Below are 22,330 nucleotides of genomic sequence, written 5' to 3' on the forward strand. Positions count from 1 at the left end.
ATGTTACGTATTGCGGACAAAACGTTTGATTCACATCTGTTCACCGGCACCGGGAAATTTGCCTCGTCACAGCTGATGGTTGAGGCCATTCGCGCCTCCGGTAGCCAGTTGGTGACGCTGGCGATGAAGCGAGTGGATTTGCGTCAGCACAACGACGCGATTCTCGCCCCGCTGGTTGAGGCTGGCGTGACGCTGCTGCCCAACACCTCGGGGGCAAAAACCGCCGAGGAGGCTATCTTTGCCGCCCAGCTAGCGCGTGAAGCGCTGGGGACAAACTGGTTGAAGCTCGAAATTCACCCCGACGCCCGCTGGCTGCTGCCAGACCCGATTGAGACGCTGAAAGCCGCCGACGTGCTGGTGAAACAGGGCTTTGTGGTACTGCCTTACTGCGGCGCTGACCCGGTGCTGTGTAAGCGGCTGGAAGAGGTGGGCTGTGCGGCGGTGATGCCGCTTGGCGCGCCTATCGGCTCTAATCAGGGGCTGGAAACCAAAGCCATGCTGGAGATTATCATCCAGCAGGCCACCGTGCCGGTGGTGGTCGATGCCGGAATCGGTGTGCCTAGCCATGCGGCGCAGGCGCTAGAGATGGGTGCCGATGCGGTGCTGGTCAACACGGCCATTGCCGTGGCGGACGATCCGGTGACCATGGCAACCGCCTTCCGTCTGGCGGTAGAAGCCGGGCTGCTGGCGCGTCAGGCGGTGCCGGGAAACCGTAGCACGCAGGCCAGCGCCACCAGCCCGTTAACCGGCTTTCTGGAGGCGCTGGCATGAAAACGTTCAGCGACCGCTGGCGACAGCTGGAGTGGGACGACATCCGATTACGCATCAACGGCAAAACCGCCGCCGATGTGGAACGGGCGCTCGGCGCTTCACAGCTTAGCCGCGACGATCTGATGGCCCTGCTCTCCCCTGCCGCTGCCGACTATCTGGAGCCGCTGGCACAGCGGGCGCAAAAGCTCACCCGCCAGCGATTCGGCAATACCGTCAGCTTCTACGTGCCGCTTTATCTCTCGAACCTCTGCGCCAACGACTGCACCTACTGCGGCTTTTCCATGAGCAACCGCATCAAGCGCAAGACGCTGGATGAAGCAGAAATTACCCGCGAGTGCGCGGCGATACGCGAGATGGGATTTGAGCATCTGCTGCTGGTCACCGGTGAACATCAGGGGAAGGTTGGCATGGATTACTTCCGTCGCCACCTGCCGGATATTCGCCAGCAGTTTGCTTCGCTGCATATGGAAGTGCAGCCGCTGGCCACCGAGGAGTATGCCGAGCTAAAAACGCTGGGTCTGGATGGGGTGATGGTCTACCAGGAGACCTACCATGAAGCAATGTACGCGCAGCACCATCTGAAAGGCAAAAAGCAGGACTTCTTCTGGCGGCTCGACACCCCGGACCGTCTAGGACAAGCCGGGATCGATAAAATCGGCCTCGGTGCGCTGATTGGCCTTTCCGATAGCTGGCGGGTCGACTGTTTTATGGTTGCCGAGCATCTGCTGTGGCTGCAGCAGCGCTACTGGCAAAGCCGTTACTCCATCTCCTTCCCACGGCTGCGACCATGTGCTGGCGGCATTGAACCCGCATCGCTGATGGATGAACGCCAGCTGGTGCAGACGATCTGCGCGTTCCGCCTGTTCTCGCCGGAGACCGAGCTATCGCTCTCCACCCGCGAATCACCGTGGTTCCGGGATCGGGTTATCCCGCTGGCTATCAATAACGTCAGCGCGTTCTCTAAAACGCAGCCGGGTGGCTATGCAGATAATCATCCGGAGCTGGAGCAGTTCTCGCCGCACGATGACAGAACCCCCGCCGAAGTTGCCAGCGCGCTAGCCGCTCGCGGTCTACAGCCGGTATGGAAAGATTGGGATAGCTGGCTGGGACGCAGCGCAGCACGCTAAACGTCAGCTATACTTCTTCAGGGCAGTCTGCTTTTTCCGCTGCCCTTCTTCAACTCATTCCGAAATATTGTTTCATTAAAACCGACTTGTAATAGCGATTTAATCTATATATTTAGAACAAATATTCATCTATACGCCAATAAAGTATAATTATTGAGTCATAAATATGTCGATTAAATTGCAGTGCCAACCCGCTCTGGTCTTCTGCAATCTCCCTCAGGAATGGAAACCATGATGAGTTCTCACAGCAGACGGCTGTCGTTTACTACCCCGATGTTTATCAGTTTTGCTGGAATTATTCTGTGCTTTATCGCCATCGCCATTGCGGTAACAGTCATTCAGCGTAACGATATTATTCGCGATTATCATAGTATTAACCGCAATTTTACCCACAATCTAGCGGTCAACTACGCCGAATCTATCCTCAACGAAAATGATTATATTCTGGGACGCGCCACGAACTATTTGGCCCGCAACGACGAGCTGAACAAGGTGGTGAATCTCGATCCTGAGAAAGGGCTGCAGTCGATGATGCAACTGCTGTCGATGATGCCAACGGTTTCTTCACTCTCTGTCGCCGATACCGAAGGCCACTATCTACGTGCCCCCCAGGCGGTGCAGCGGCAGAACGCTCCGGTCTTTGATGCCACCACTCGCCCCTGGTTCGTCCATCAGGGCGATGTCGGCATTTTCAGCCGCTATACACAGCCGTACACCGATTTTTATACCCAGCAACAGACCGTGACGCTGGCGAAACCGGTCATCTCGCCCGACGGCAAGCTGAAGGGCACGCTGGCCTTCCATTTTGATTTAGCCGCCATGAGCCACACTCTGCGTCAAATGCGGCCACCGGTGCAGGGCGATTTCTTCGTGGTGAATCGGCAGGGTCAAGCGCTGCTGCATTCTGATACCGGTAAGCTCTTCCAGACGGTGGTTTCCTCGCAACTGCTGACCGACATGACTGCTGGCGAAGGTGAGGTATTCGATAAGCAGAGCCGGACCTGGTATTACTACTATTCGTTCACCAATCCGGACTGGTTCGTCATCTACAAAGTCTCCGGTCATACGCTTAGCATGTTGGCGCAGCATGAAAGCATCATTATCTCCTGGGGCTTCGCGCTGGCCGGTCTTATCATCATCACCTTCGGCCTGTACCTGCGTCACGCCTCCCGCGGTATTCTGATGAACATTATTAATGCCATCAAAACCGGCGATACCAACCGCGCGCCCGGCCTTGAGGTGATGCTGCATAAGGCGATTGAAACCAACAAAGAGCGCGAGCGGGCCTATGTTCGCCAGGCAACCGTTGACTCACTGACCGGCTGTAAAAATCGCTGGGCCTTTGATACCGACATTACTGCATTGATGAATGACCGACAGTCGTTCGCGCTGGCGCTGGTCGATATCGACAACTTCAAATCCATCAATGACACCTGGGGTCACCTCAGCGGCGATATCGTGCTGCGTAACGTGGCGCGCGAAGGGATAACTATCCTCCAGGCGCACGGGCTGTCTCTCTACCGTTACGGCGGTGAGGAGTTCGCGGTTATCTTCACCGCGGAACATATTGCCGAGGCGGCAGCACTACTCGAGCTATGGCGGATGAATGTTGCCAATAGAAACTGGCGTGAAGAGGGGCTGCATGTGACCTTCAGCGCCGGGCTCGGCGAATGGCATATGGAGACGCTGGATCATCTGGTATCGAGCGTCGACGAGGCGCTTTATAAAGCCAAACGTCAGGGGAAAAACCGTATCCTGCGTACGACCCACGACGCGTAGCCCACTCTTGTGTAGCCCGGACGAGGTGCAACAGCGCCGACTCCGGGGGCGGTTCGATGCAAAATCCCGGCGTCGCATTGCTCGGCCGGGCTACCTATCCTTCCTCATTTTTTGCACGCAAAACCACGCAAACTGTAACCGGTTTCAGTTTTTTGGGCCGATCTTTGTGATGGCTTACACACAATCATCGTAAAGCAGTTGTTGAACGTTTCAGCTCGCGATAAACATGAGTCATCACGGGTCATGAGGGAGCATTATGAAGAATATCGTTTTATGCTGCGCTGCAGGTATGTCCACCAGCATGTTAGTCCAACGCATGAAGGATGCTGCACAGAAAAAAGGAATTGAAGTCTCAATTAAAGCCGTACCGGTGGCCGAATTCAAAGCGAACATTAACGATGCGGACATCGTCCTGCTGGGTCCGCAGGTGAAGTATGAACAAGCTAAGCTTCAGGCTTTGGCTGATCCACTGGGTAAAAAGGTCGCCGTCATCGATATGATGGACTATGGCATGATGAAAGGCGATGTCGTGCTTGAGAAAGCCCTTAAGTTAATGGAGTGAGAAAGACGTGGAAGATTTAGAATCAATCATCATGGAACTGCTGGTGAACGCGGGTGCCGCACGTAGTTCTGCATTAACTGCGCTGCAGCTGGCTCGCAAAGGTGACTTTGAGGGCGCGGAAAAAGCGATGGAAGAGTCTCGCGAGTTCGTCAAACTGGCCCATGGTATCCAGACCCAGCTTATCGGCATTGACGAAGGCACGGGTAAACTGCCGGTCAATCTGATCACCGTTCACTCTCAGGACCACCTGATGAACGCGATGGTTATCCAGGATCTGGCGACCGACATGATTGAACTGTATCGCCGTATTCCACTGGTTAGCTAAACGCTCAAAACGGAATAGCAAAAGGCACCCAGATGGGTGCCTTTTGTTTTTTCAGGCCGGGAAAGCATAAAAAAGGCCAGTCCGAAGACTGGCCTTTCAACTTATCGCACTAGCGTGAACGATTAGTCGTTATCAGAACCACCCAGACCTGCGTTCAGCAGTTCTGCCAGGCTCGCGGTCGCTTCTTCTGCACTCACCTGAGGTGCGACAGAAACTTCGCCCGCCGCACGGCGACGGATGCGATCCTGATGGTACGCATAACCGGTACCAGCTGGGATCAGACGACCTACGATAACGTTCTCTTTCAGGCCGCGCAGTTCGTCGCGTTTACCCGCAACGGCTGCTTCGGTCAGGACACGCGTGGTCTCCTGGAACGATGCTGCAGAGATGAACGACTCGGTTGCCAGAGACGCTTTGGTGATACCCAGCAGGTCGCGGGAATACGTTGCCGCCACTTTGCCGTTCGCTTCCAGATCGCGGTTAGCAATCTTAACGCGGGAGTATTCAACCTGCTCGCCTTCCAGGAAGTCGGAGCTACCAGCACTTTCGATGGTCGCTTTACGCAGCATCTGACGAACGATAACTTCAATGTGTTTATCGTTAATCTTAACGCCTTGCAGACGGTAAACGTCCTGTACTTCGTTGGTGATGTAACGCGTTACCGCGTGTACGCCACGAAGACGCAGGATGTCGTGCGGTGCTTCTGGACCGTCGGAAACCACGTCACCACGTTCTACACGTTCGCCTTCGAACACGTTGAGCTGACGCCATTTTGGAATCATCTCTTCGTATGGATCGCTACCGTCTAACGGGGTGATAACCAGACGACGTTTCCCTTTGGTTTCTTTACCGAAGGAAATGATACCGCTGATTTCAGCCAGGATTGCCGGCTCTTTCGGACGACGTGCTTCGAACAGATCCGCAACGCGTGGCAGACCACCGGTGATGTCCTTGGTACCGCCGGATTCCTGAGGAACACGGGCCAGGGTGTCACCAGAACTGATCTGAACGCCATCTTCCAGCTGAACAATCGCTTTACCCGGCAGGAAGTACTGAGCAGGCATATCGGTGCCTGGGATCAGAACGTCGTTGCCCTGAGCATCAACAATTTTCAGTGCTGGACGCAGGTCTTTACCACCCGCGGTACGTTCAGCGGAGTCCAGTACGACCAGAGAAGACAGACCGGTCAGTTCGTCAGTTTGACGAGTAATGGTCTGGCCGTCGATCATGTCAGTGAAGCGGATGAAACCACTTACTTCGGTGATAACCGGCATGGTGTGTGGATCCCAGTTTGCTACGGTTTCACCGCCAGCAACCTGCTCGCCATCACCTTTAGCCATAACGGAGCCGTAAGGCACTTTATAGCTTTCTTTGGTACGACCGAATTCGTCGATCAGTTTCAGCTCGGTGTTACGGGAAGTGATAACCAGTTTACCGCTGGAGTTCACAACCGACTTCGCGTTGCTGAGCTTGATGCTACCTTTGTTCTTAACCTGGATGCTGGATTCAGCAGCCGCACGAGATGCCGCACCACCGATGTGGAACGTACGCATCGTCAGCTGTGTACCAGGTTCACCGATGGACTGTGCAGCGATAACGCCGATAGCCTCACCTTTGTTGATGATGTGGCCACGCGCCAGGTCACGACCGTAGCAGTGCGCACATACACCAAAGTCGGTGTCACAGGATACAACGGAACGCACTTTAACGGAGTCAACGGAGTTCTCTTCCAACAGATCACACCACTGCTCGTTCAGCAGCGTGTTACGTGGAACCAGAATGTCCGCAGTGCCCGGCTTCAGAACGTCTTCAGCAGTCACACGACCCAGTACGCGATCGCGCAGTGGCTCTTTAACGTCACCACCCTCGATAACCGGAGTCATGGTGATGCCTTCCAGGGTGCCACAGTCGTCTTCAGTAACGACCAGGTCCTGTGCCACGTCAACCAGACGACGAGTCAGGTAACCGGAGTTCGCCGTTTTCAGTGCGGTATCCGCCAGACCTTTACGAGCACCGTGAGTGGAGATGAAGTACTGGAGTACGTTCAGACCTTCACGGAAGTTCGCGGTGATTGGCGTTTCGATGATGGAGCCATCTGGCTTAGCCATCAGACCACGCATACCAGCCAGCTGACGAATCTGTGCTGCAGAACCACGCGCACCGGAGTCGGCCATCATGTAGATGCTGTTGAAGGAAACCTGCTGCTCTTCTTTACCTTCACGGTTAATGACGGTTTCAGTTTGCAGGTTATCCATCATCGCTTTGGATACACGATCGTTCGCCGCAGCCCAGATATCGATAACTTTGTTGTAGCGTTCGCCAGCGGTTACCAGACCAGACTGGAACTGCTCCTGGATCTCAGCAACTTCAGCTTCCGCTTCGCTGATGATTTCGTATTTCTTCTCTGGGATAACCATGTCGTCAATGCCGACAGAGGCGCCTGAGCGCGCTGCGTAAGCAAAGCCGGTGTACATGGTCTGGTCAGCAAAGATTACGGTCGGCTTCAGGCCCAGAATGCGGTAACAGGTGTTCAGCATTTTGGAGATAGCTTTCTTGCCCAGCGCCTGGTTGACGATGGAGAAAGGCAGACCTTTCGGTACGATCATCCACAGAATGGCACGGCCAACGGTCGTGTCTTTCAGGCTGGTGTGCGCAACGAATTCGCCGTTTTCATCTTTTTCGTATTCGGTGATACGCACTTTAACGCGCGCATGCAGAGAGGCCAGACCTGCGCGATAGATACGCTCAGCTTCTTTAGGGCCAGTCAGCACCATGCCTTCGCCTTTGGCGTTAACACAGTCACGAGTCATGTAGTACAGACCCAATACAACGTCCTGAGAAGGAACGATGATTGGCTCGCCGTTCGCTGGGGACAGGATGTTGTTGGTAGACATCATCAGCGCACGCGCTTCCAGCTGGGCTTCCAGCGTCAGCGGTACGTGAACAGCCATCTGGTCACCATCGAAGTCGGCGTTGTATGCCGCACAAACCAGCGGGTGCAGCTGGATAGCTTTACCTTCGATCAGCACTGGCTCAAACGCCTGGATGCCCAGACGGTGCAGTGTTGGTGCACGGTTCAGCATGACCGGGTGTTCGCGGATAACTTCGTCCAGGATATCCCAAACGACAGCTTCTTCGCGCTCAACCATTTTCTTAGCGGCTTTGATGGTGGTGGCGAGGCCACGCAGTTCCAGTTTGCCGTAGATGAATGGTTTGAACAGCTCCAGTGCCATTTTCTTAGGCAGGCCGCACTGATGCAGACGCAGGTATGGACCTACGGTGATAACAGAACGACCGGAGTAGTCAACACGCTTACCGAGCAGGTTCTGACGGAAACGACCCTGCTTACCTTTGATCATGTCGGCCAAAGATTTCAGAGGACGTTTGTTAGAACCGGTGATCGCACGACCGCGACGACCGTTATCCAGCAGGGCGTCAACCGCTTCCTGCAGCATACGTTTTTCGTTGCGTACGATGATATCTGGCGCAGCCAGATCCAGCAGACGCTTCAGACGGTTGTTACGGTTAATGACGCGACGATACAGATCGTTCAGGTCAGAAGTCGCGAAACGACCACCATCCAGCGGTACCAGCGGACGCAGGTCTGGCGGCAGAACCGGCAGAACGGTCAGGATCATCCACTCTGGCTTGTTGCCAGACTGTACGAACGCTTCCAGCAGCTTGATACGCTTGGTCAGCTTTTTACGCTTGGTTTCGGAGTTGGTTTCGTTCAGCTCTTCACGCAGAGTTTCACACTCTTGCTCCAGATCCATGCTTTTCAGCAGGGCCTGGATAGCTTCCGCACCCATCTTCGCGTCGAATTCGTCACCGAACTCTTCCAGCGCGTCCAGATACTGCTCTTCAGTCAGGATCTGTTGGCGTTCCAGGTTGGTCATACCGCCTTCGATAACAACATAAGATTCGAAGTACAGTACGCGTTCGATATCGCGCAGAGGCATATCGAGCAGCAGACCGATACGGGATGGCAGCGATTTCAGGAACCAGATGTGGGCAGTTGGACATGCCAGCTCGATGTGGCCCATGCGCTCACGGCGCACTTTGGTCTGGGTCACTTCAACGCCGCACTTCTCACAGATCACACCACGGTGTTTCAGGCGCTTGTACTTACCGCACAGGCACTCGTAATCTTTTACCGGCCCAAAGATACGGGCGCAGAAAAGGCCGTCACGCTCAGGTTTGAACGTACGGTAGTTAATGGTTTCCGGCTTTTTAACTTCACCGAAAGACCATGAACGGATCATGTCTGGCGAGGCCAGAGCAATTTTGATCGCATCAAACTCTTCGGTTTTAGTCTGCGCTTTCAGAAACTTTAATAAATCTTTCACGGATTTGCTCCCGTCGGAGTTAGCACAATCCACTGCCGGGAATTACCCCGGCAGCAGTGACCTGTTTGAGCGAGGATTACTCGTCTTCCAGTTCGATGTTGATGCCCAGCGAGCGGATTTCTTTCAACAGTACGTTGAAGGATTCCGGCATGCCCGGTTCCATCTGATGGTTGCCATCTACGATGTTCTTATACATCTTAGTACGGCCGTTCACGTCATCAGACTTAACGGTGAGCATTTCCTGCAGGGTGTAGGCGGCGCCGTATGCTTCCAGCGCCCACACTTCCATCTCCCCGAAGCGCTGACCACCGAACTGAGCCTTACCACCCAGCGGCTGCTGAGTAACCAGGCTGTAAGAACCGGTAGAACGCGCGTGCATCTTGTCGTCGACCAGGTGGTTCAGTTTCAGCATGTACATGTAACCTACGGTTACCTGACGCTCGAACTGTTCACCGGTACGGCCGTCGAACAGGGTAATCTGACCAGAAGATGGCAGACCGCCCAGTTGCAGCAGTTCTTTAATTTCCGCTTCTTTTGCACCGTCGAATACTGGCGTTGCGATTGGCATACCTTTCTTCAGGTTTTCAGCCAGACGCAGCACTTCATCATCGGTGAAGGTGTTCAGGTCAACTTTCTGACGAACATCAGAGCCCAGATCGTAAGCACGCTGGATGAACTCGCGCAGTTTCGCGACTTCTTGCTGCTGTTTCAGCATGGCGTTGATCTTATCGCCGATACCTTTCGCAGCCATACCCAGGTGGGTTTCAAGGATCTGACCGATGTTCATACGCGATGGTACGCCCAGCGGGTTCAGTACGATATCTACCGGCGTACCGTTAGCATCGTGCGGCATATCTTCGATCGGGTTGATCTTAGAAATTACACCCTTGTTACCGTGACGACCTGCCATTTTGTCACCAGGCTGGATACGGCGTTTAACGGCCAGGTATACCTTAACAATCTTCAGCACGCCCGGTGCCAGATCGTCGCCTTGGGTGATTTTGCGGCGTTTCGCTTCGAGTTTTTTCTCGAACTCGTGTTTCAGCTCGTCGTACTGCTCAGCAAGCTGTTCCAGCTGATTCTGTTTCTCTTCGTCGGTCAGACCGAGTTCCAGCCAGCGATCGCGAGGCAGTTTGTCCAGCTTCTCAGCTTCGACACCACCGGCAACCAGCACAGCGTAGATACGGCTGAACAGGCCAGCTTCGAGGATCTGCAGTTCTTCAGACAGGTCTTTCTTAGCCTGCTTCAGCTGCATCTCTTCGATTTCCAGCGCACGTTTGTCTTTTTCTACGCCATCGCGAGTAAAGACCTGAACGTCGATAACAGTACCGGAAACGCTGTTTGGTACGCGCAGAGAAGAGTCTTTAACGTCAGACGCTTTCTCACCGAAGATTGCACGCAGCAGTTTCTCTTCTGGCGTCAGCTGGGTTTCACCTTTCGGCGTTACCTTACCAACCAGAATGTCGCCACCGGTGACTTCTGCACCAATGTAAACGATACCGGATTCATCCAGTTTGGAGAGCGCAGCTTCACCCACGTTAGGGATATCAGCGGTGATCTCTTCTGGCCCCAGCTTGGTGTCACGGGACACACATGCCAGTTCCTGAATGTGGATGGTGGTGAAACGGTCTTCCTGGACAACACGCTCGGATACGAGGATGGAGTCTTCGAAGTTGTAACCGTTCCATGGCATAAATGCTACGCGCATGTTCTGACCCAGCGCCAGCTCACCCAGGTCGGTGGACGGGCCATCTGCCAGCACGTCACCGCGCTCAATTGGCTCACCCAGAGACACGCAAGGCATCTGGTTAATACAGGTGTTCTGGTTAGAACGGGTGTATTTGGTCAGGTTGTAGATGTCGATACCCGCTTCGCCCGGATACATCTCGTCTTCGTTAACTTTGATAACGATACGGGATGCGTCGACGTACTGAACGGTACCGCCACGCTTAGCAACTGCAGTAACACCGGAGTCAACGGCAACAGCACGTTCCATACCGGTACCAACCAGCGGCTTATCAGCACGCAGAGTTGGAACGGCCTGACGTTGCATGTTCGCACCCATCAATGCACGGTTGGCGTCATCGTGTTCCAGGAACGGGATCAGGGACGCACCGACGGAAACCACCTGCTGGGTGGATACGTCCATGTAGTCAACCTGGTCGCGGCTGAACAAGCTGGATTCGCCTTTGCTACGGCAGGTAACCAGATCTTCTACAAAGTGGCCTTCGTCATCCAGGTTGGAGTTCGCCTGAGCGATAACGTAGTTGCCTTCTTCGATAGCAGACAGGTAATGAATTTCGTCGGTTACAACACCGTCGGTCACTTTACGATACGGAGTCTCGAGGAAGCCGTATTCGTTAGTCTGTGCGTACACGGACAGGGAGTTGATCAGACCGATGTTTGGACCTTCAGGCGTTTCGATTGGACATACGCGACCGTAGTGAGTCGGGTGTACGTCTCGAACTTCGAAGCCTGCACGTTCACGGGTCAGACCGCCCGGGCCGAGTGCGGAGATACGACGTTTGTGCGTAATCTCAGACAGCGGGTTGTTCTGGTCCATAAACTGAGACAGCTGGCTGGAACCAAAGAACTCTTTCACTGCTGCGGAAATCGGCTTGGCGTTGATCATATCCTGAGGCATCAGGGTATCCAGATCGCCCAGAGACAGACGCTCTTTCACCGCACGCTCAACACGTACCAGGCCAACGCGGAATTGGTTTTCCGCCATTTCGCCTACGGAACGGATACGACGGTTGCCGAGGTGGTCGATATCATCCACTTCGCCTTTACCGTTACGGATATCGATGAGCTTCTTCATCACTTCGATGATGTCGTCTTTGCTCAGGATACCGGAACCTTCGATCTCGTCGCGCAGCAGAGAACGGTTGAACTTCATACGACCAACCGCAGACAGGTCATAGCGGTCTTCGGAGAAGAACAGGTTCTCGAACAGGCTTTCAGCGGCTTCGCGAGTTGGCGGCTCACCAGGGCGCATCATGCGGTAGATTTCTACCAGCGCGCTCAGACGATCGTTAGTTGGGTCGACGCGTACAGTTTCGGAAATGTATGCACCGTGGTCCAGATCGTTAGTGAACAGCGTTTCGATACGCTTGTGGCCAGACTGGCTCAGCTTAGCCAGCAGATCCAGGCTCAGCTCCATGTTGGCTGGGCAGATCAGCTCGCCAGTAGATTCGTCAACGTAGTCTTTAGAAGCGACTTTGCCAGCGATGTACTCAACCGGAACTTCGATATGTTTGATATCGTCTTTTTCCAGCTGGCGAATGTGGCGCGCAGTAATACGGCGGCCTTTTTCAACGTACACTTTACCGTTCGCTTCAATGTCGAAGGAGGCGGTTTCGCCACGCAGACGTTCTGGAATCAGTTCCATCTGCAGCTTGTTGTCACGAATTTCGAAAACAACTTTCTCAAAGAACAGGTCAAGGATCTGCTCAGTGGTGTAGTTCAGCGCACGCAGAATAATGGTCGCAGGCAGTTTACGGCGACGGTCAATACGTACGAACAGGTTGTCCTTCGGATCGAATTCGAAGTCCAGCCAAGAACCACGGTAAGGAATGATGCGCGCGTTATACAGCACTTTACCCGAAGAGTGGGTTTTACCTTTATCGGAGTCAAAGAAGACGCCTGGGCTACGGTGCAGCTGAGAAACGATAACACGCTCAGTACCGTTGATAACAAAGGTACCGTTGTCGGTCATGAGCGGAATTTCGCCCATGTAGACTTCTTGTTCTTTAATGTCTTTTACGGTGCCTTCCGGCGCTTCGCGCTCGTAGATCACCAGACGCAGTTTTACGCGCAGCGGTGCGGAATAGGTCACGCCACGGATCTGACATTCCTGAACGTCAAAGACAGGTTCACCCAGACGGTAGCTGACGTATTGCAGCTCGGAGTTACCGCTGTAGCTTTTAATAGGGAATACGGAACGGAAAGCTGCTTCCAGACCATACTGACCTTCAGGATCTTGCTCGATAAACTTCTGGAACGAGTCAAGCTGGATAGAAAGGAGATATGGGACATCCAGAACTTGTGGACGTTTACCAAAATCCTTACGAATACGTTTTTTCTCGGTATAGGAGTAAACCATAGGGTTCCTCAGCTCGCTGACAAGTCGACGCATCTGTCCATTGGCAGACAGTTTGTGCAACACTATTTTGTTGACCGGAAAATGGAACACTTTCCGCAATACCTGTTGCTATCACGCTTAAACCATTTCATTGCGATTTACACAGAGCGAGCACCCTGTCGCAATATATTAAGTCGTCGATAGAAACATGCATTGTCAGGACAACCAGTAGTCAAACAGTGTGAAATGCTACTGGCGCCATACAGCGCAAAATGGCTGGTGACTAAAAAGTCACCAGCCATCGGCCTGATTTCTCAGGCTTCAACTAGAAAAGTTGGCTTATTTAACTTCAACTTCAGCGCCAGCTTCTTCCAGAGATTTTTTCAGTGCTTCAGCGTCATCTTTGCTCACGCCTTCTTTCAGAGCGGCTGGAGCAGATTCTACCAGGTCTTTAGCTTCTTTCAGACCCAGGCCAGTTGCGCCACGTACTGCTTTGATTACAGCAACTTTGTTAGCGCCAGCAGCTTTCAGAATTACGTCGAATTCAGTTTTTTCTTCAGCAGCTTCAGCCGGGCCAGCAGCTACAGCTACAGCAGCAGCAGCGGAAACACCGAATTTTTCTTCCATTGCAGAAATCAGTTCTACAACGTCCATTACGGACATAGCTGCAACTGCTTCAATGATTTGATCTTTAGTGATAGACATTTAAATTGTTCCTGAAAATCAGAATAAGTTTATACGTAAGCAGATACTTTACAAAGAGGACTGCTATTAAGCAGCTTCTTTCGCATCGCGTACAGCAGCCAGAGTGCGAACCAGTTTGCCAGCCGAAGCTTCTTTCATGGTTGCCATCAGGCGTGCAATTGCTTCGTCGTAGGTCGGCAGGGTTGCCAGGCGATCGATGTTCGATGCCGTGATCAACTCACCTTCAAAGGCTGCGGCTTTGACCTCAAATTTTGCATTCGCTTTCGCGAACTCTTTGAACAGACGAGCAGCAGCGCCCGGGTGTTCCATAGAGTATGCAATCAGGGTCGGACCAACAAACGTGTCTTTCAGGCACTCAAATGGAGTACCTTCAACGATGCGGCGCAGCAGGGTGTTACGAACAACACGCATGTATACGCCAGCTTCACGACCTGCTTTACGCAGTTCAGTCATTTTATCTACAGTTACGCCACGGGAATCCGCAACTACTGCAGACAGCGCGCCTTTGGCTACTTCGCTGACTTCAGCAACAATCGCTTGTTTGTCTTGAAGATTTAAAGCCATTAGCTTTTGCTCCTGGATGTTTGCCAGAGCTTATGCTCTGGAACTCACTTCACTCTCCCCCGACGGAGAGAGCGTCTTAATACGGTGAGCAGAAACAAGCCAGAGTATCCAAAAATAATCTTAGCGTTCTGTCACCGTCTACGCAGGGCATTAAGTTTCTTGCGAAACACCTGCGGTCTTCGACGGAGGCCTGGATAGGCCAGGCTCCAACGAACAAATCTTTTAGCCGCTAACTTTCGTTAGCAAACGTGGGGGTAAGATTGTAGACAAAATCACCGCCCACGTAAAGGCATTAGTTTGCAGCAGCGCTCAGGCCAGCCTGGTCAACTGCAACACCTGCACCCATGGTGGTGGAGATGCTAACTTTCTTGATGTACACACCTTTAGCCTGAGTTGGTTTTGCTTTTTTCAGCGCAACCAGCAGAGATTCCAGGTTTTCTTTCAGTTTGTCAGCGTCAAAGTCCACTTTACCGATGGTGGTGTGGATGATGCCGTTTTTGTCGTTACGGTAACGAACCTGACCAGCTTTAGCGTTCTTAACCGCTTCAGCAACGTTAGGAGTTACAGTACCAACTTTCGGGTTTGGCATCAGACCACGTGGGCCCAGAACCTGGCCCAGCTGGCCAACAACGCGCATTGCATCTGGAGATGCGATAACAACGTCGAAGTTCATTTCGCCTTTCTTGATCAGGTCAGCCAGATCTTCCATACCTACCAGCTCTGCGCCAGCAGCTTTAGCTGCTTCAGCGTTAGGGCCCTGGGTAAATACGGCAACGCGAACGGAACGGCCAGTACCGTGTGGCAGTACAGTTGCACCACGTACGTTCTGGTCAGATTTACGAGCGTCGATACCGAGGTTAACGGCAACGTCAACGCTTTCGTTGAACTTAGCAGTGGCCAGCTCTTTCAGCAGGGCAATAGCTTCGTTGATGTCGTACTGTTTAGTTGCATCAACTTTGTCACGGATCACGCGCATACGCTTGGTCAGTTTAGCCATTTCTTAGTCCTCCACTACCAGGCCCATGGAACGTGCAGTACCTTCGATGGAGCGAGTCATCGCTTCAATGTCGGCACCAGTCATGTCGGCAGCTTTGGTCTGCGCGATTTCCTGCAGCTGAGCGCGGGAAATTTTACCTACTTTGTCTTTGTTCGGCTTGCCGGAACCAGACTTGATACCAGCCGCTTTTTTCAGCAGAACTGCTGCTGGAGGCGTTTTGGTAATGAAGGTGAAAGAACGGTCAGCGTAAACGGTGATAACAACCGGAATTGGCAGACCTTTTTCGATGGAATCAGTTTTTGCGTTGAACGCTTTGCAGAATTCCATGATGTTCACACCCTGCTGACCCAGAGCTGGACCAACTGGTGGACTTGGGTTTGCCATACCAGCTGCAACCTGCAGCTTAACGTAGGCTTGGACTTTCTTAGCCATTCTAAAATCCTCAATGTGGGTGATAGCGCCTCTAAGAGGCTCCCCGTGATATAAAAATTCGTTTTACAGGCATGCGCCCATAAAAACAAAAGGCGCGAAATTGTATGTCAATTTCGCGCCCTATGCAACGATTAGATCGATGCTTTTTTGATCGCAGCCTTACGCTTTCTCTACCTGAGCAAAGTCCAGTTCTACCGGGGTCGCACGACCGAAGATAGAGACGGATACTTTCAGGCGAGACTTCTCGTAATCCACTTCTTCAACCACACCGTTGAAGTCAGCGAATGGACCGTCGCTAACGCGGACCATTTCACCCGGTTCAAACAGCGTTTTAGGACGCGGCTTATCACCAACCTGCTGCAGGCGGTTCATAATCGCATCAACTTCTTTGTCGCTGATTGGTGCCGGACGGTCAGAGGTACCGCCGATAAAGCCCATTACACGCGGAACGCTACGCACCAGGTGCCAGCTCGCGTCGTTCATCACCATCTGAACTAACACGTAGCCCGGGAAGAATTTGCGCTCGCTCTTGCGACGCTGGCCGCCACGGATTTCGACCACTTCTTCGGTCGGAACCATAACTTCGCCAAACAGCTCTTCCATATTGTGTAATTTGATATGCTCGCGCAGCGAAGTTGCTACACGGCCTTCAAAACCGGAAAACGCCTGAACGACGTACCAACGCTTTTTAGGTGCTTCAGACATCTTAGAACCTCAGGCCAGTGATAAAGGATACCAGGCGAACCAGAATACCATCCAGTCCCCACAGGATCAGTGACATTACCGCAGTGACCGCAGCAACGATCAGCGTAGTGTGCAGCGTTTCCTGGCGAGTCGGCCAAATCACCTTACGAACTTCCGTTCTCGCTTCACGCGCAAACGCAACGGTCGCTTTGCCTTTCGTCGTCAACAGCGCGACACCACCCGCTGCAGCAATAATAATTACTACGGCCAGCGCACGCAGCGGCAGCATCATGTCGCGATAGAGGTAGTTGCCCACGATTGCCACGATAAGCAATACGGCAACGACTACCCACTTCATCGCTTCCAGGCCGCGCCCGCTCCCTTGAGCTTCGGTATTCGCACTCATAAACCAACCTGTCAGAAGTATTCTACAAACATTTCCACCCCGCGAGAGCGAGGCGATCCAAACCGAAAGTAAGTTTCGGACTAAACGCCCTCTACAGAGCCTGTCTCAGCAATGATTATGGCAAAAATAATCACTGATGAGCCAGGTTCTGGTTCGACAGCGTACAAAAAGGGCATCAAATGATGCCCTTTTATTGCGCATTGCGTCAAATGTTATCAGCAATTAGCTCATTACTTTGGCAACAACGCCCGCGCCAACGGTACGACCGCCTTCACGGATTGCGAAACGCAGACCGTCGTCCATCGCGATTGGGTGGATCAGAGTCACAACCATCTTGATGTTATCGCCTGGCATTACCATCTCAACGCCTTCTGGCAGCTCGATGGTGCCGGTCACGTCAGTAGTACGGAAGTAGAACTGTGGACGGTAGCCTTTGAAGAACGGAGTATGACGGCCGCCTTCGTCTTTGGACAGAATGTACACTTCAGATTCGAACTTGGTATGCGGCTTGATAGAGCCTGGCTTAGCCAGAACCTGACCACGTTCGATTTCTTCACGTTTGATACCACGCAGCAGAACACCAACGTTCTCACCAGCACGGCCTTCGTCCAGCAGTTTGCGGAACATTTCAACGCCAGTACAGGTAGACTTAGCAGTGTCTTTGATACCAACGATTTCAACTTCTTCGCCAACTTTGATGATACCGCGCTCTACACGACCGGTAACAACGGTACCACGACCGGAGATGGAGAATACGTCTTCGATTGGCAGCAGGAACGGCTTGTCGATAGCACGTTCTGGTTCTGGGATGTAAGAATCCAGGAAGCCAGCCAGTTCGATGATTTTCGCTTCCCACTCTGCGTCGCCTTCCAGCGCTTTCAGAGCAGAACCACGGATGATTGGGGTGTCGTCACCTGGGAAGTCGTACTGGGACAGAAGTTCACGAACTTCCATTTCAACCAGTTCCAGCAGCTCTTCGTCATCAACCATGTCGCATTTGTTCAGGAACACGATGATGTAAGGAACGCCTACCTGACGACCCAGCAGGATGTGCTCACGAGTCTGTGGCATAGGGCCATCAGTTGCAGCAACAACCAGGATCGCGCCGTCCATCTGTGCAGCACCGGTGATCATGTTTTTAACATAGTCGGCGTGGCCTGGGCAGTCTACGTGTGCGTAGTGGCGAGTCGGGGTGTCATATTCAACGTGGGAAGTGTTGATAGTGATACCACGAGCTTTTTCTTCTGGTGCGTTATCGATCTGGTCGAAAGCACGAGCAGCACCGCCGTAGGTTTTAGCCAGTACGGTAGTGATTGCAGCAGTCAGGGTAGTTTTACCATGGTCAACGTGGCCGATAGTACCGACGTTGACGTGCGGTTTGGTACGTTCAAATTTTTCTTTAGACATCGATAGTCCCTCTAATACACGGATAAATCGGTGATATCACCACATCAACCAGACTAAAAGCCTGAAATGTTGAATGCATTAATTTAAACAGAGAGAAACGGGAGGGAGAAGAGAAGTGGTGCTGATACCCAGAGTCGAACTGGGGACCTCACCCTTACCAAGGGTGCGCTCTACCAACTGAGCCATATCAGCACGTCTGGAGCGGGCAGCGGGAATCGAACCCGCATCATCAGCTTGGAAGGCTGAGGTAATAGCCATTATACGATGCCCGCATCCTAAAACTCGGCTACCCAGTTCTTTCTGTGCCAAAAAAAAGAGATTGCTCTCTTTTCTTTGTTTGAGTTCGTCATTTTACCGACCAACTCTGGCTTCGCAATGCTTAGCCTGAAAGTGGTGGTGGGGGAAGGATTCGAACCTTCGAAGTCTGTGACGGCAGATTTACAGTCTGCTCCCTTTGGCCGCTCGGGAACCCCACCAGGTACTTGATGGTGCCGACTACCGGAATCGAACTGGTGACCTACTGATTACAAGTCAGTTGCTCTACCTACTGAGCTAAGTCGGCATCAAGTAGCGCGCATTCTATGGAGACCTGCGGCGACATGCAACTAAAAATTTGCATAAAATGTTCTATCGCTCATGTTTTGTGCGCTCACGCGTAAAAACTCAGCAAAATGGTATTTTTATGAGCAAAAATAGCGCGATTCTCTCTATTCTCTACGGCTTGCTGATGCCATTTCAGGTCTGTGAGTGCCTGACCAGGTGTCATCATTAGCAGCTTCGCTTCTTCACTATCACCTATCACTTACGCTCATCGGTTGAGTTGGCAACAAACTCCGGGGTTTTCTCACGAAAGCACCACTCATTTAGATTTTTTCTTCTTTTTATATTCCATCTGGTGTTAACCTCCTGCCCATTGTCCTGATTAACTGAATGTGAAGCGTCGCGGGTTATCAGCGTGGCAGCCAGAACATGCTTATGAGAAAACAAGAGCAAACGTTAATGACACCTTATCTACAGTTCAATCGTAGCCAGTGGGCGGCGCTGCGTGATTCCGTGCCAATGACCCTGACTGAAGGCGAAATTACACGCTTAAAAGGTATCAACGAAGATCTGTCGCTGGAGGAAGTGGCGGAGATCTATTTGCCTTTGTCACGTTTATTGAACTTCTATATTAGTTCTAACTTGCGTCGTCAGGCGGTGCTGGAGCAGTTCCTTGGCACTAACGGCCAGCGTATTCCTTATATCATCAGTATCGCTGGCAGCGTGGCGGTAGGTAAAAGCACGACCGCGCGTGTACTACAGGCGCTGCTGAGTCGCTGGCCCGAACATCGCCGTGTTGAACTCATCACCACCGATGGCTTCCTGCATCCGAACGAGGTGTTGAAAGAGCGCGGTCTGATGAAGAAGAAAGGCTTCCCACAGTCTTACGATATGCATCGTCTGGTGAAGTTTGTCTCTGATCTGAAGTCAGGGGTACCCGACGTGACCGCTCCGGTATATTCCCATCTTATTTATGATGTTATTCCTGATGGCGATAAAACGGTTACCCATCCAGATATATTAATTCTGGAAGGACTCAACGTGTTGCAGAGCGGAATGGACTATCCACACGATCCGCATCATGTATTTGTTTCCGACTTCGTTGATTTCTCTATTTATGTTGATGCCCCAGAGAAGTTATTACAATCCTGGTATATCAACCGTTTCCTGAAATTCCGTGAAGGTGCGTTTACCGATCCGGATTCTTATTTCCATAACTATGCCCAGCTTTCTGAAGAAGAGGCAGTTAACGTGGCCACATCATTATGGAATGAGATTAACCTAATAAATTTAAACGAGAATATCTTACCAACCCGTGAGCGCGCGAGTCTGATCCTGACAAAAAGCGCCAACCACTCCGTTGAGCAGGTTCGCCTGCGGAAATAATCGTGATAAAAGAAAAGGGAGCCGAGGCTCCCTTTTTTATTCTGCGCTACGCAGTGAAATTTCACCGCCCATCCAGGGTTTTATCACCCCGTCCTGTTCCAGCAATAATGCCCCTTGCGTATCAATGCCGCGGGAAATACCAAATATCTCTTTATCGCCGATAATTAACTTAACCGGGCGGTTGATAAAGTTATCTAATTTATCCCAGCGAGAAAGATAAGGCGCCAGCCCTTCCTGTTCGAAGAGGTGCAGGGCGTCGTGCAGCTCGTTAATCAAGCGTGCTGCCAGCACGTTGCGGTCGATCACGATGCCGGCTTCCTGTAGGTTGATCCAGCCTTGATTAATCACATCGTTTTCAACGCGGCGCATAACCAGGTTAATGCCGGCACCAATAACAATCTGCGCGGCATCACCGGTTTTACCGGTCAGCTCAACCAGAATGCCGGCCAGTTTTCGGTCATTCAGATAAAGATCGTTTGGCCACTTCACCCGTACTTTATCGGCGCCCAGGCTCTGTAATACTTCAGCCATAATGATACCGATAACCAGGCTCAGGCCAATCGCCGCTGCCGGCCCTTGTTCTAAGCGCCAGTACATGGAGAGATAGAGGTTAGCGCCGAACGGTGAAAACCACTTACGGCCACGTCGGCCTCGACCAGCCTGCTGGTATTCCGCAACGCAGGCATCACCGGATTTCAATTCACCAATGCGGTCGAGTAAATATTGGTTCGTGGAGTCGATAACCGGGAGTACGGATACGTCACCGTAGTCGACAGCCTGGCGAATGCGCTCTGCTTCCAGTAATTGGATTGGCTCCGGCAGGCAGTACCCTTTGCCAGGTACGGTAAATACATCAACACCCCAGTCACGTAAAGTCTGGATATGTTTGTTGATCGCCGCGCGGCTCATGCCAAGCTTCTCGCCCAACTGCTCACCGGAGTGAAAATCACCGTCGGCCAGCAGAGAGATTAGCGTTAATGGCACCGTATTATCTTTCATTTGATTACCTCAACCGCACTCACTTCACCTGCTCGCCCGATAAAGCGGACTTCAGGTTCAAGCCAGACGTTAAATTTATCGCCTACCTGCTGGCGGACATGGTGCGCCAGCTTAACCACATCGCTACTCTGCGCATGGTCAACGTTAACCAGTACCAGCGCCTGCTGTTGATGAACGGCAGCACCGCCCTCAATATGGCCTTTCAGCTGACACTGATCGATAAGCCATCCTGCGGCCAGCTTCACGCTACCGTCCGCCTGCGGATAATGTGGCGCTTTCGGGAAGTTAGTCAGCAGCGCTTCGGCATATCCGGCGCTCACTACCGGGTTCTTAAAGAAGCTGCCCGCGTTGCCGTTAATCTTTGGGTCCGGCAGCTTAGTCATGCGCATATGGCAAACGGAGTCGAACACTTCACGCGGCGTTACCGTTTCGGGATCAAGACGCGTAAGATCGCCGTAGGTTAGTACCGGTTTCCACACTTTTGCCAGTCGGAAGCCAACGGCGACAATTGCAAAACGATCCTGGTAGGCGTGCTTAAAGATACTGTCGCGATAGCCAAACTGACACTCTTCCGCACTGAGACGCTGACGTTCACCGCTTACCAACTCGATGCAATCCACATATTCACAGACATGCTGTAGTTCAACGCCGTAGGCGCCGATGTTCTGAATCGGGGATGACCCCGCACAGCCTGGAATAAGCGCCAGGTTTTCAAGGCCAGGCATACCGTTATCCAGCGCATAACGCACTAGGCTATGCCAGTTTTCCCCCGCGCCAACGTGCAGATGCCATGCATCAGCCGTTTCGCTCACCTCGATACCTTTCAGGCGGTTAAGGATCACCGTACCGGTATAATCTTCCAGAAACAGGACGTTACTTCCTTCACCCAGGATCATAACAGGCAGCCCTTCACGGGTAGATTGCTGCCAGGCACTGAGTAATTGTTGTTCGTTTTCAGCGCATACGATGTGCTTTGCACAATGGTCAATGCCGAAGGTATTCCAGGGTTTTAGGGAGTGGGTCATAGCTGCTTTCCTGATGCTGAATCGACGATAGTTTACCGTATCTGCTCGGGGAAGGCTTGCTGTTATATAGAGGTGGGAGATGGCATAGCAATGTAGCCCGGGATGTTCACCGCACTTTCATTTTCAACACACGCAAAAAAGCCCATCCGTCAGGATGGGCTTCTTCACTAAATTGATGCCTGGCAGTTCCC

Annotated in this window: 17 protein-coding genes and 4 tRNA genes; 6 read left to right on the forward strand and 15 right to left on the reverse strand. The window is 52.4% G+C overall.

Annotation, left to right across the window (positions count from 1 at the left end; all coding sequences use genetic code 11):
• From thiG to ACLGE8_RS21770, 5 genes are all read left to right on the forward strand, one after another.
• Complete coding sequence (gene thiG, locus ACLGE8_RS21750; RefSeq protein WP_411001178.1) at positions 1-771, forward strand: thiazole synthase; 771 nt, start codon at positions 1-3, stop codon at positions 769-771.
• Entirely contained in the window at positions 768-1,898 is a 1,131-nt protein-coding gene (gene thiH / locus ACLGE8_RS21755; RefSeq protein ID WP_411001179.1) for a 2-iminoacetate synthase ThiH, read from the forward strand. The genes thiG and thiH overlap by 4 nt, the downstream gene beginning before the upstream one ends.
• 234 nt (positions 1,899-2,132) lie before the next feature.
• On the forward strand, positions 2,133-3,677 hold the full coding sequence (locus ACLGE8_RS21760) for a diguanylate cyclase domain-containing protein (RefSeq protein WP_411001184.1): 1,545 nt from the start codon (positions 2,133-2,135) through the stop codon (positions 3,675-3,677).
• Positions 3,678-3,933: 256 nt separating this feature from the next.
• Positions 3,934-4,239, forward strand: a complete 306-nt coding sequence (locus ACLGE8_RS21765; protein ID WP_035895906.1) for a PTS sugar transporter subunit IIB — start codon at positions 3,934-3,936, stop codon at positions 4,237-4,239.
• A gap of 7 nt (positions 4,240-4,246) precedes the next feature.
• Positions 4,247-4,564, forward strand: a complete 318-nt coding sequence (locus ACLGE8_RS21770; RefSeq protein WP_035895909.1) for a PTS lactose/cellobiose transporter subunit IIA — start codon at positions 4,247-4,249, stop codon at positions 4,562-4,564.
• A gap of 122 nt (positions 4,565-4,686) precedes the next feature.
• On the opposite strand, the gene rpoC is transcribed toward ACLGE8_RS21770, so the two are convergent.
• The 13 genes from rpoC to ACLGE8_RS21835 form a co-directional block, all read right to left on the reverse strand.
• Positions 4,687-8,910 (reverse strand): DNA-directed RNA polymerase subunit beta', encoded by a 4,224-nt coding sequence (gene rpoC, locus ACLGE8_RS21775; RefSeq protein WP_411001180.1) that lies wholly within the window; start codon positions 8,908-8,910, stop codon positions 4,687-4,689.
• Between the two features lie 76 nt (positions 8,911-8,986).
• Positions 8,987-13,015, reverse strand: coding sequence for a DNA-directed RNA polymerase subunit beta (gene rpoB / locus ACLGE8_RS21780; protein ID WP_035895917.1), 4,029 nt, complete (start codon positions 13,013-13,015; stop codon positions 8,987-8,989).
• A gap of 318 nt (positions 13,016-13,333) precedes the next feature.
• Complete coding sequence (gene rplL, locus ACLGE8_RS21785) at positions 13,334-13,699, reverse strand: 50S ribosomal protein L7/L12 (RefSeq protein WP_006176746.1); 366 nt, start codon at positions 13,697-13,699, stop codon at positions 13,334-13,336.
• Between the two features lie 66 nt (positions 13,700-13,765).
• Positions 13,766-14,263: a 50S ribosomal protein L10 gene (gene rplJ / locus ACLGE8_RS21790; protein ID WP_185669941.1), complete on the reverse strand. Its 498-nt coding sequence runs from the start codon at positions 14,261-14,263 to the stop codon at positions 13,766-13,768.
• A gap of 292 nt (positions 14,264-14,555) precedes the next feature.
• On the reverse strand, positions 14,556-15,260 hold the full coding sequence (gene rplA, locus ACLGE8_RS21795; protein WP_035895924.1) for a 50S ribosomal protein L1: 705 nt from the start codon (positions 15,258-15,260) through the stop codon (positions 14,556-14,558).
• Positions 15,261-15,263: 3 nt separating this feature from the next.
• Entirely contained in the window at positions 15,264-15,692 is a 429-nt protein-coding gene (gene rplK, locus ACLGE8_RS21800; protein ID WP_012133815.1) for a 50S ribosomal protein L11, read from the reverse strand.
• Between the two features lie 159 nt (positions 15,693-15,851).
• Positions 15,852-16,397 (reverse strand): transcription termination/antitermination protein NusG, encoded by a 546-nt coding sequence (gene nusG / locus ACLGE8_RS21805; protein ID WP_002438628.1) that lies wholly within the window; start codon positions 16,395-16,397, stop codon positions 15,852-15,854.
• Position 16,398: 1 nt separating this feature from the next.
• The gene (secE, locus tag ACLGE8_RS21810) at positions 16,399-16,782 is read right to left on the reverse strand and encodes a preprotein translocase subunit SecE (RefSeq protein WP_064546531.1); all 384 of its coding nucleotides are present in this window, start codon (positions 16,780-16,782) and stop codon (positions 16,399-16,401) included.
• Between the two features lie 222 nt (positions 16,783-17,004).
• A complete protein-coding gene (tuf, locus tag ACLGE8_RS21815) occupies positions 17,005-18,189 on the reverse strand; it encodes an elongation factor Tu (RefSeq protein ID WP_115074753.1) in 1,185 nt (394 codons plus the stop codon).
• A gap of 116 nt (positions 18,190-18,305) precedes the next feature.
• A tRNA-Thr gene (locus ACLGE8_RS21820) sits at positions 18,306-18,381 on the reverse strand.
• Positions 18,382-18,386: 5 nt separating this feature from the next.
• A tRNA-Gly gene (locus ACLGE8_RS21825) sits at positions 18,387-18,461 on the reverse strand.
• Positions 18,462-18,580: 119 nt separating this feature from the next.
• Positions 18,581-18,665, reverse strand: a tRNA-Tyr gene (locus ACLGE8_RS21830).
• Positions 18,666-18,675: 10 nt separating this feature from the next.
• A tRNA-Thr gene (locus tag ACLGE8_RS21835) sits at positions 18,676-18,751 on the reverse strand.
• A 413-nt stretch (positions 18,752-19,164) separates the two neighbouring features.
• Here ACLGE8_RS21835 and coaA point away from each other — a divergent pair.
• Entirely contained in the window at positions 19,165-20,115 is a 951-nt protein-coding gene (gene coaA / locus ACLGE8_RS21840) for a type I pantothenate kinase (protein ID WP_220439817.1), read from the forward strand.
• 36 nt (positions 20,116-20,151) lie between these two features.
• Here the strand turns inward: coaA and birA are convergent, their stop codons facing one another.
• A complete protein-coding gene (birA, locus tag ACLGE8_RS21845) occupies positions 20,152-21,114 on the reverse strand; it encodes a bifunctional biotin--[acetyl-CoA-carboxylase] ligase/biotin operon repressor BirA (protein ID WP_411001181.1) in 963 nt (320 codons plus the stop codon).
• Positions 21,111-22,139 (reverse strand): UDP-N-acetylmuramate dehydrogenase, encoded by a 1,029-nt coding sequence (gene murB, locus ACLGE8_RS21850; protein ID WP_411001182.1) that lies wholly within the window; start codon positions 22,137-22,139, stop codon positions 21,111-21,113. Before murB ends, birA begins: the two co-directional genes overlap by 4 nt.
• Positions 22,140-22,330: the final 191 nt, after the last annotated feature.

The sequence above is a fragment of the Kluyvera sp. 142486 genome (assembly GCF_046569695.1).
Classification (GTDB): Bacteria; Pseudomonadota; Gammaproteobacteria; order Enterobacterales; family Enterobacteriaceae; genus Kluyvera.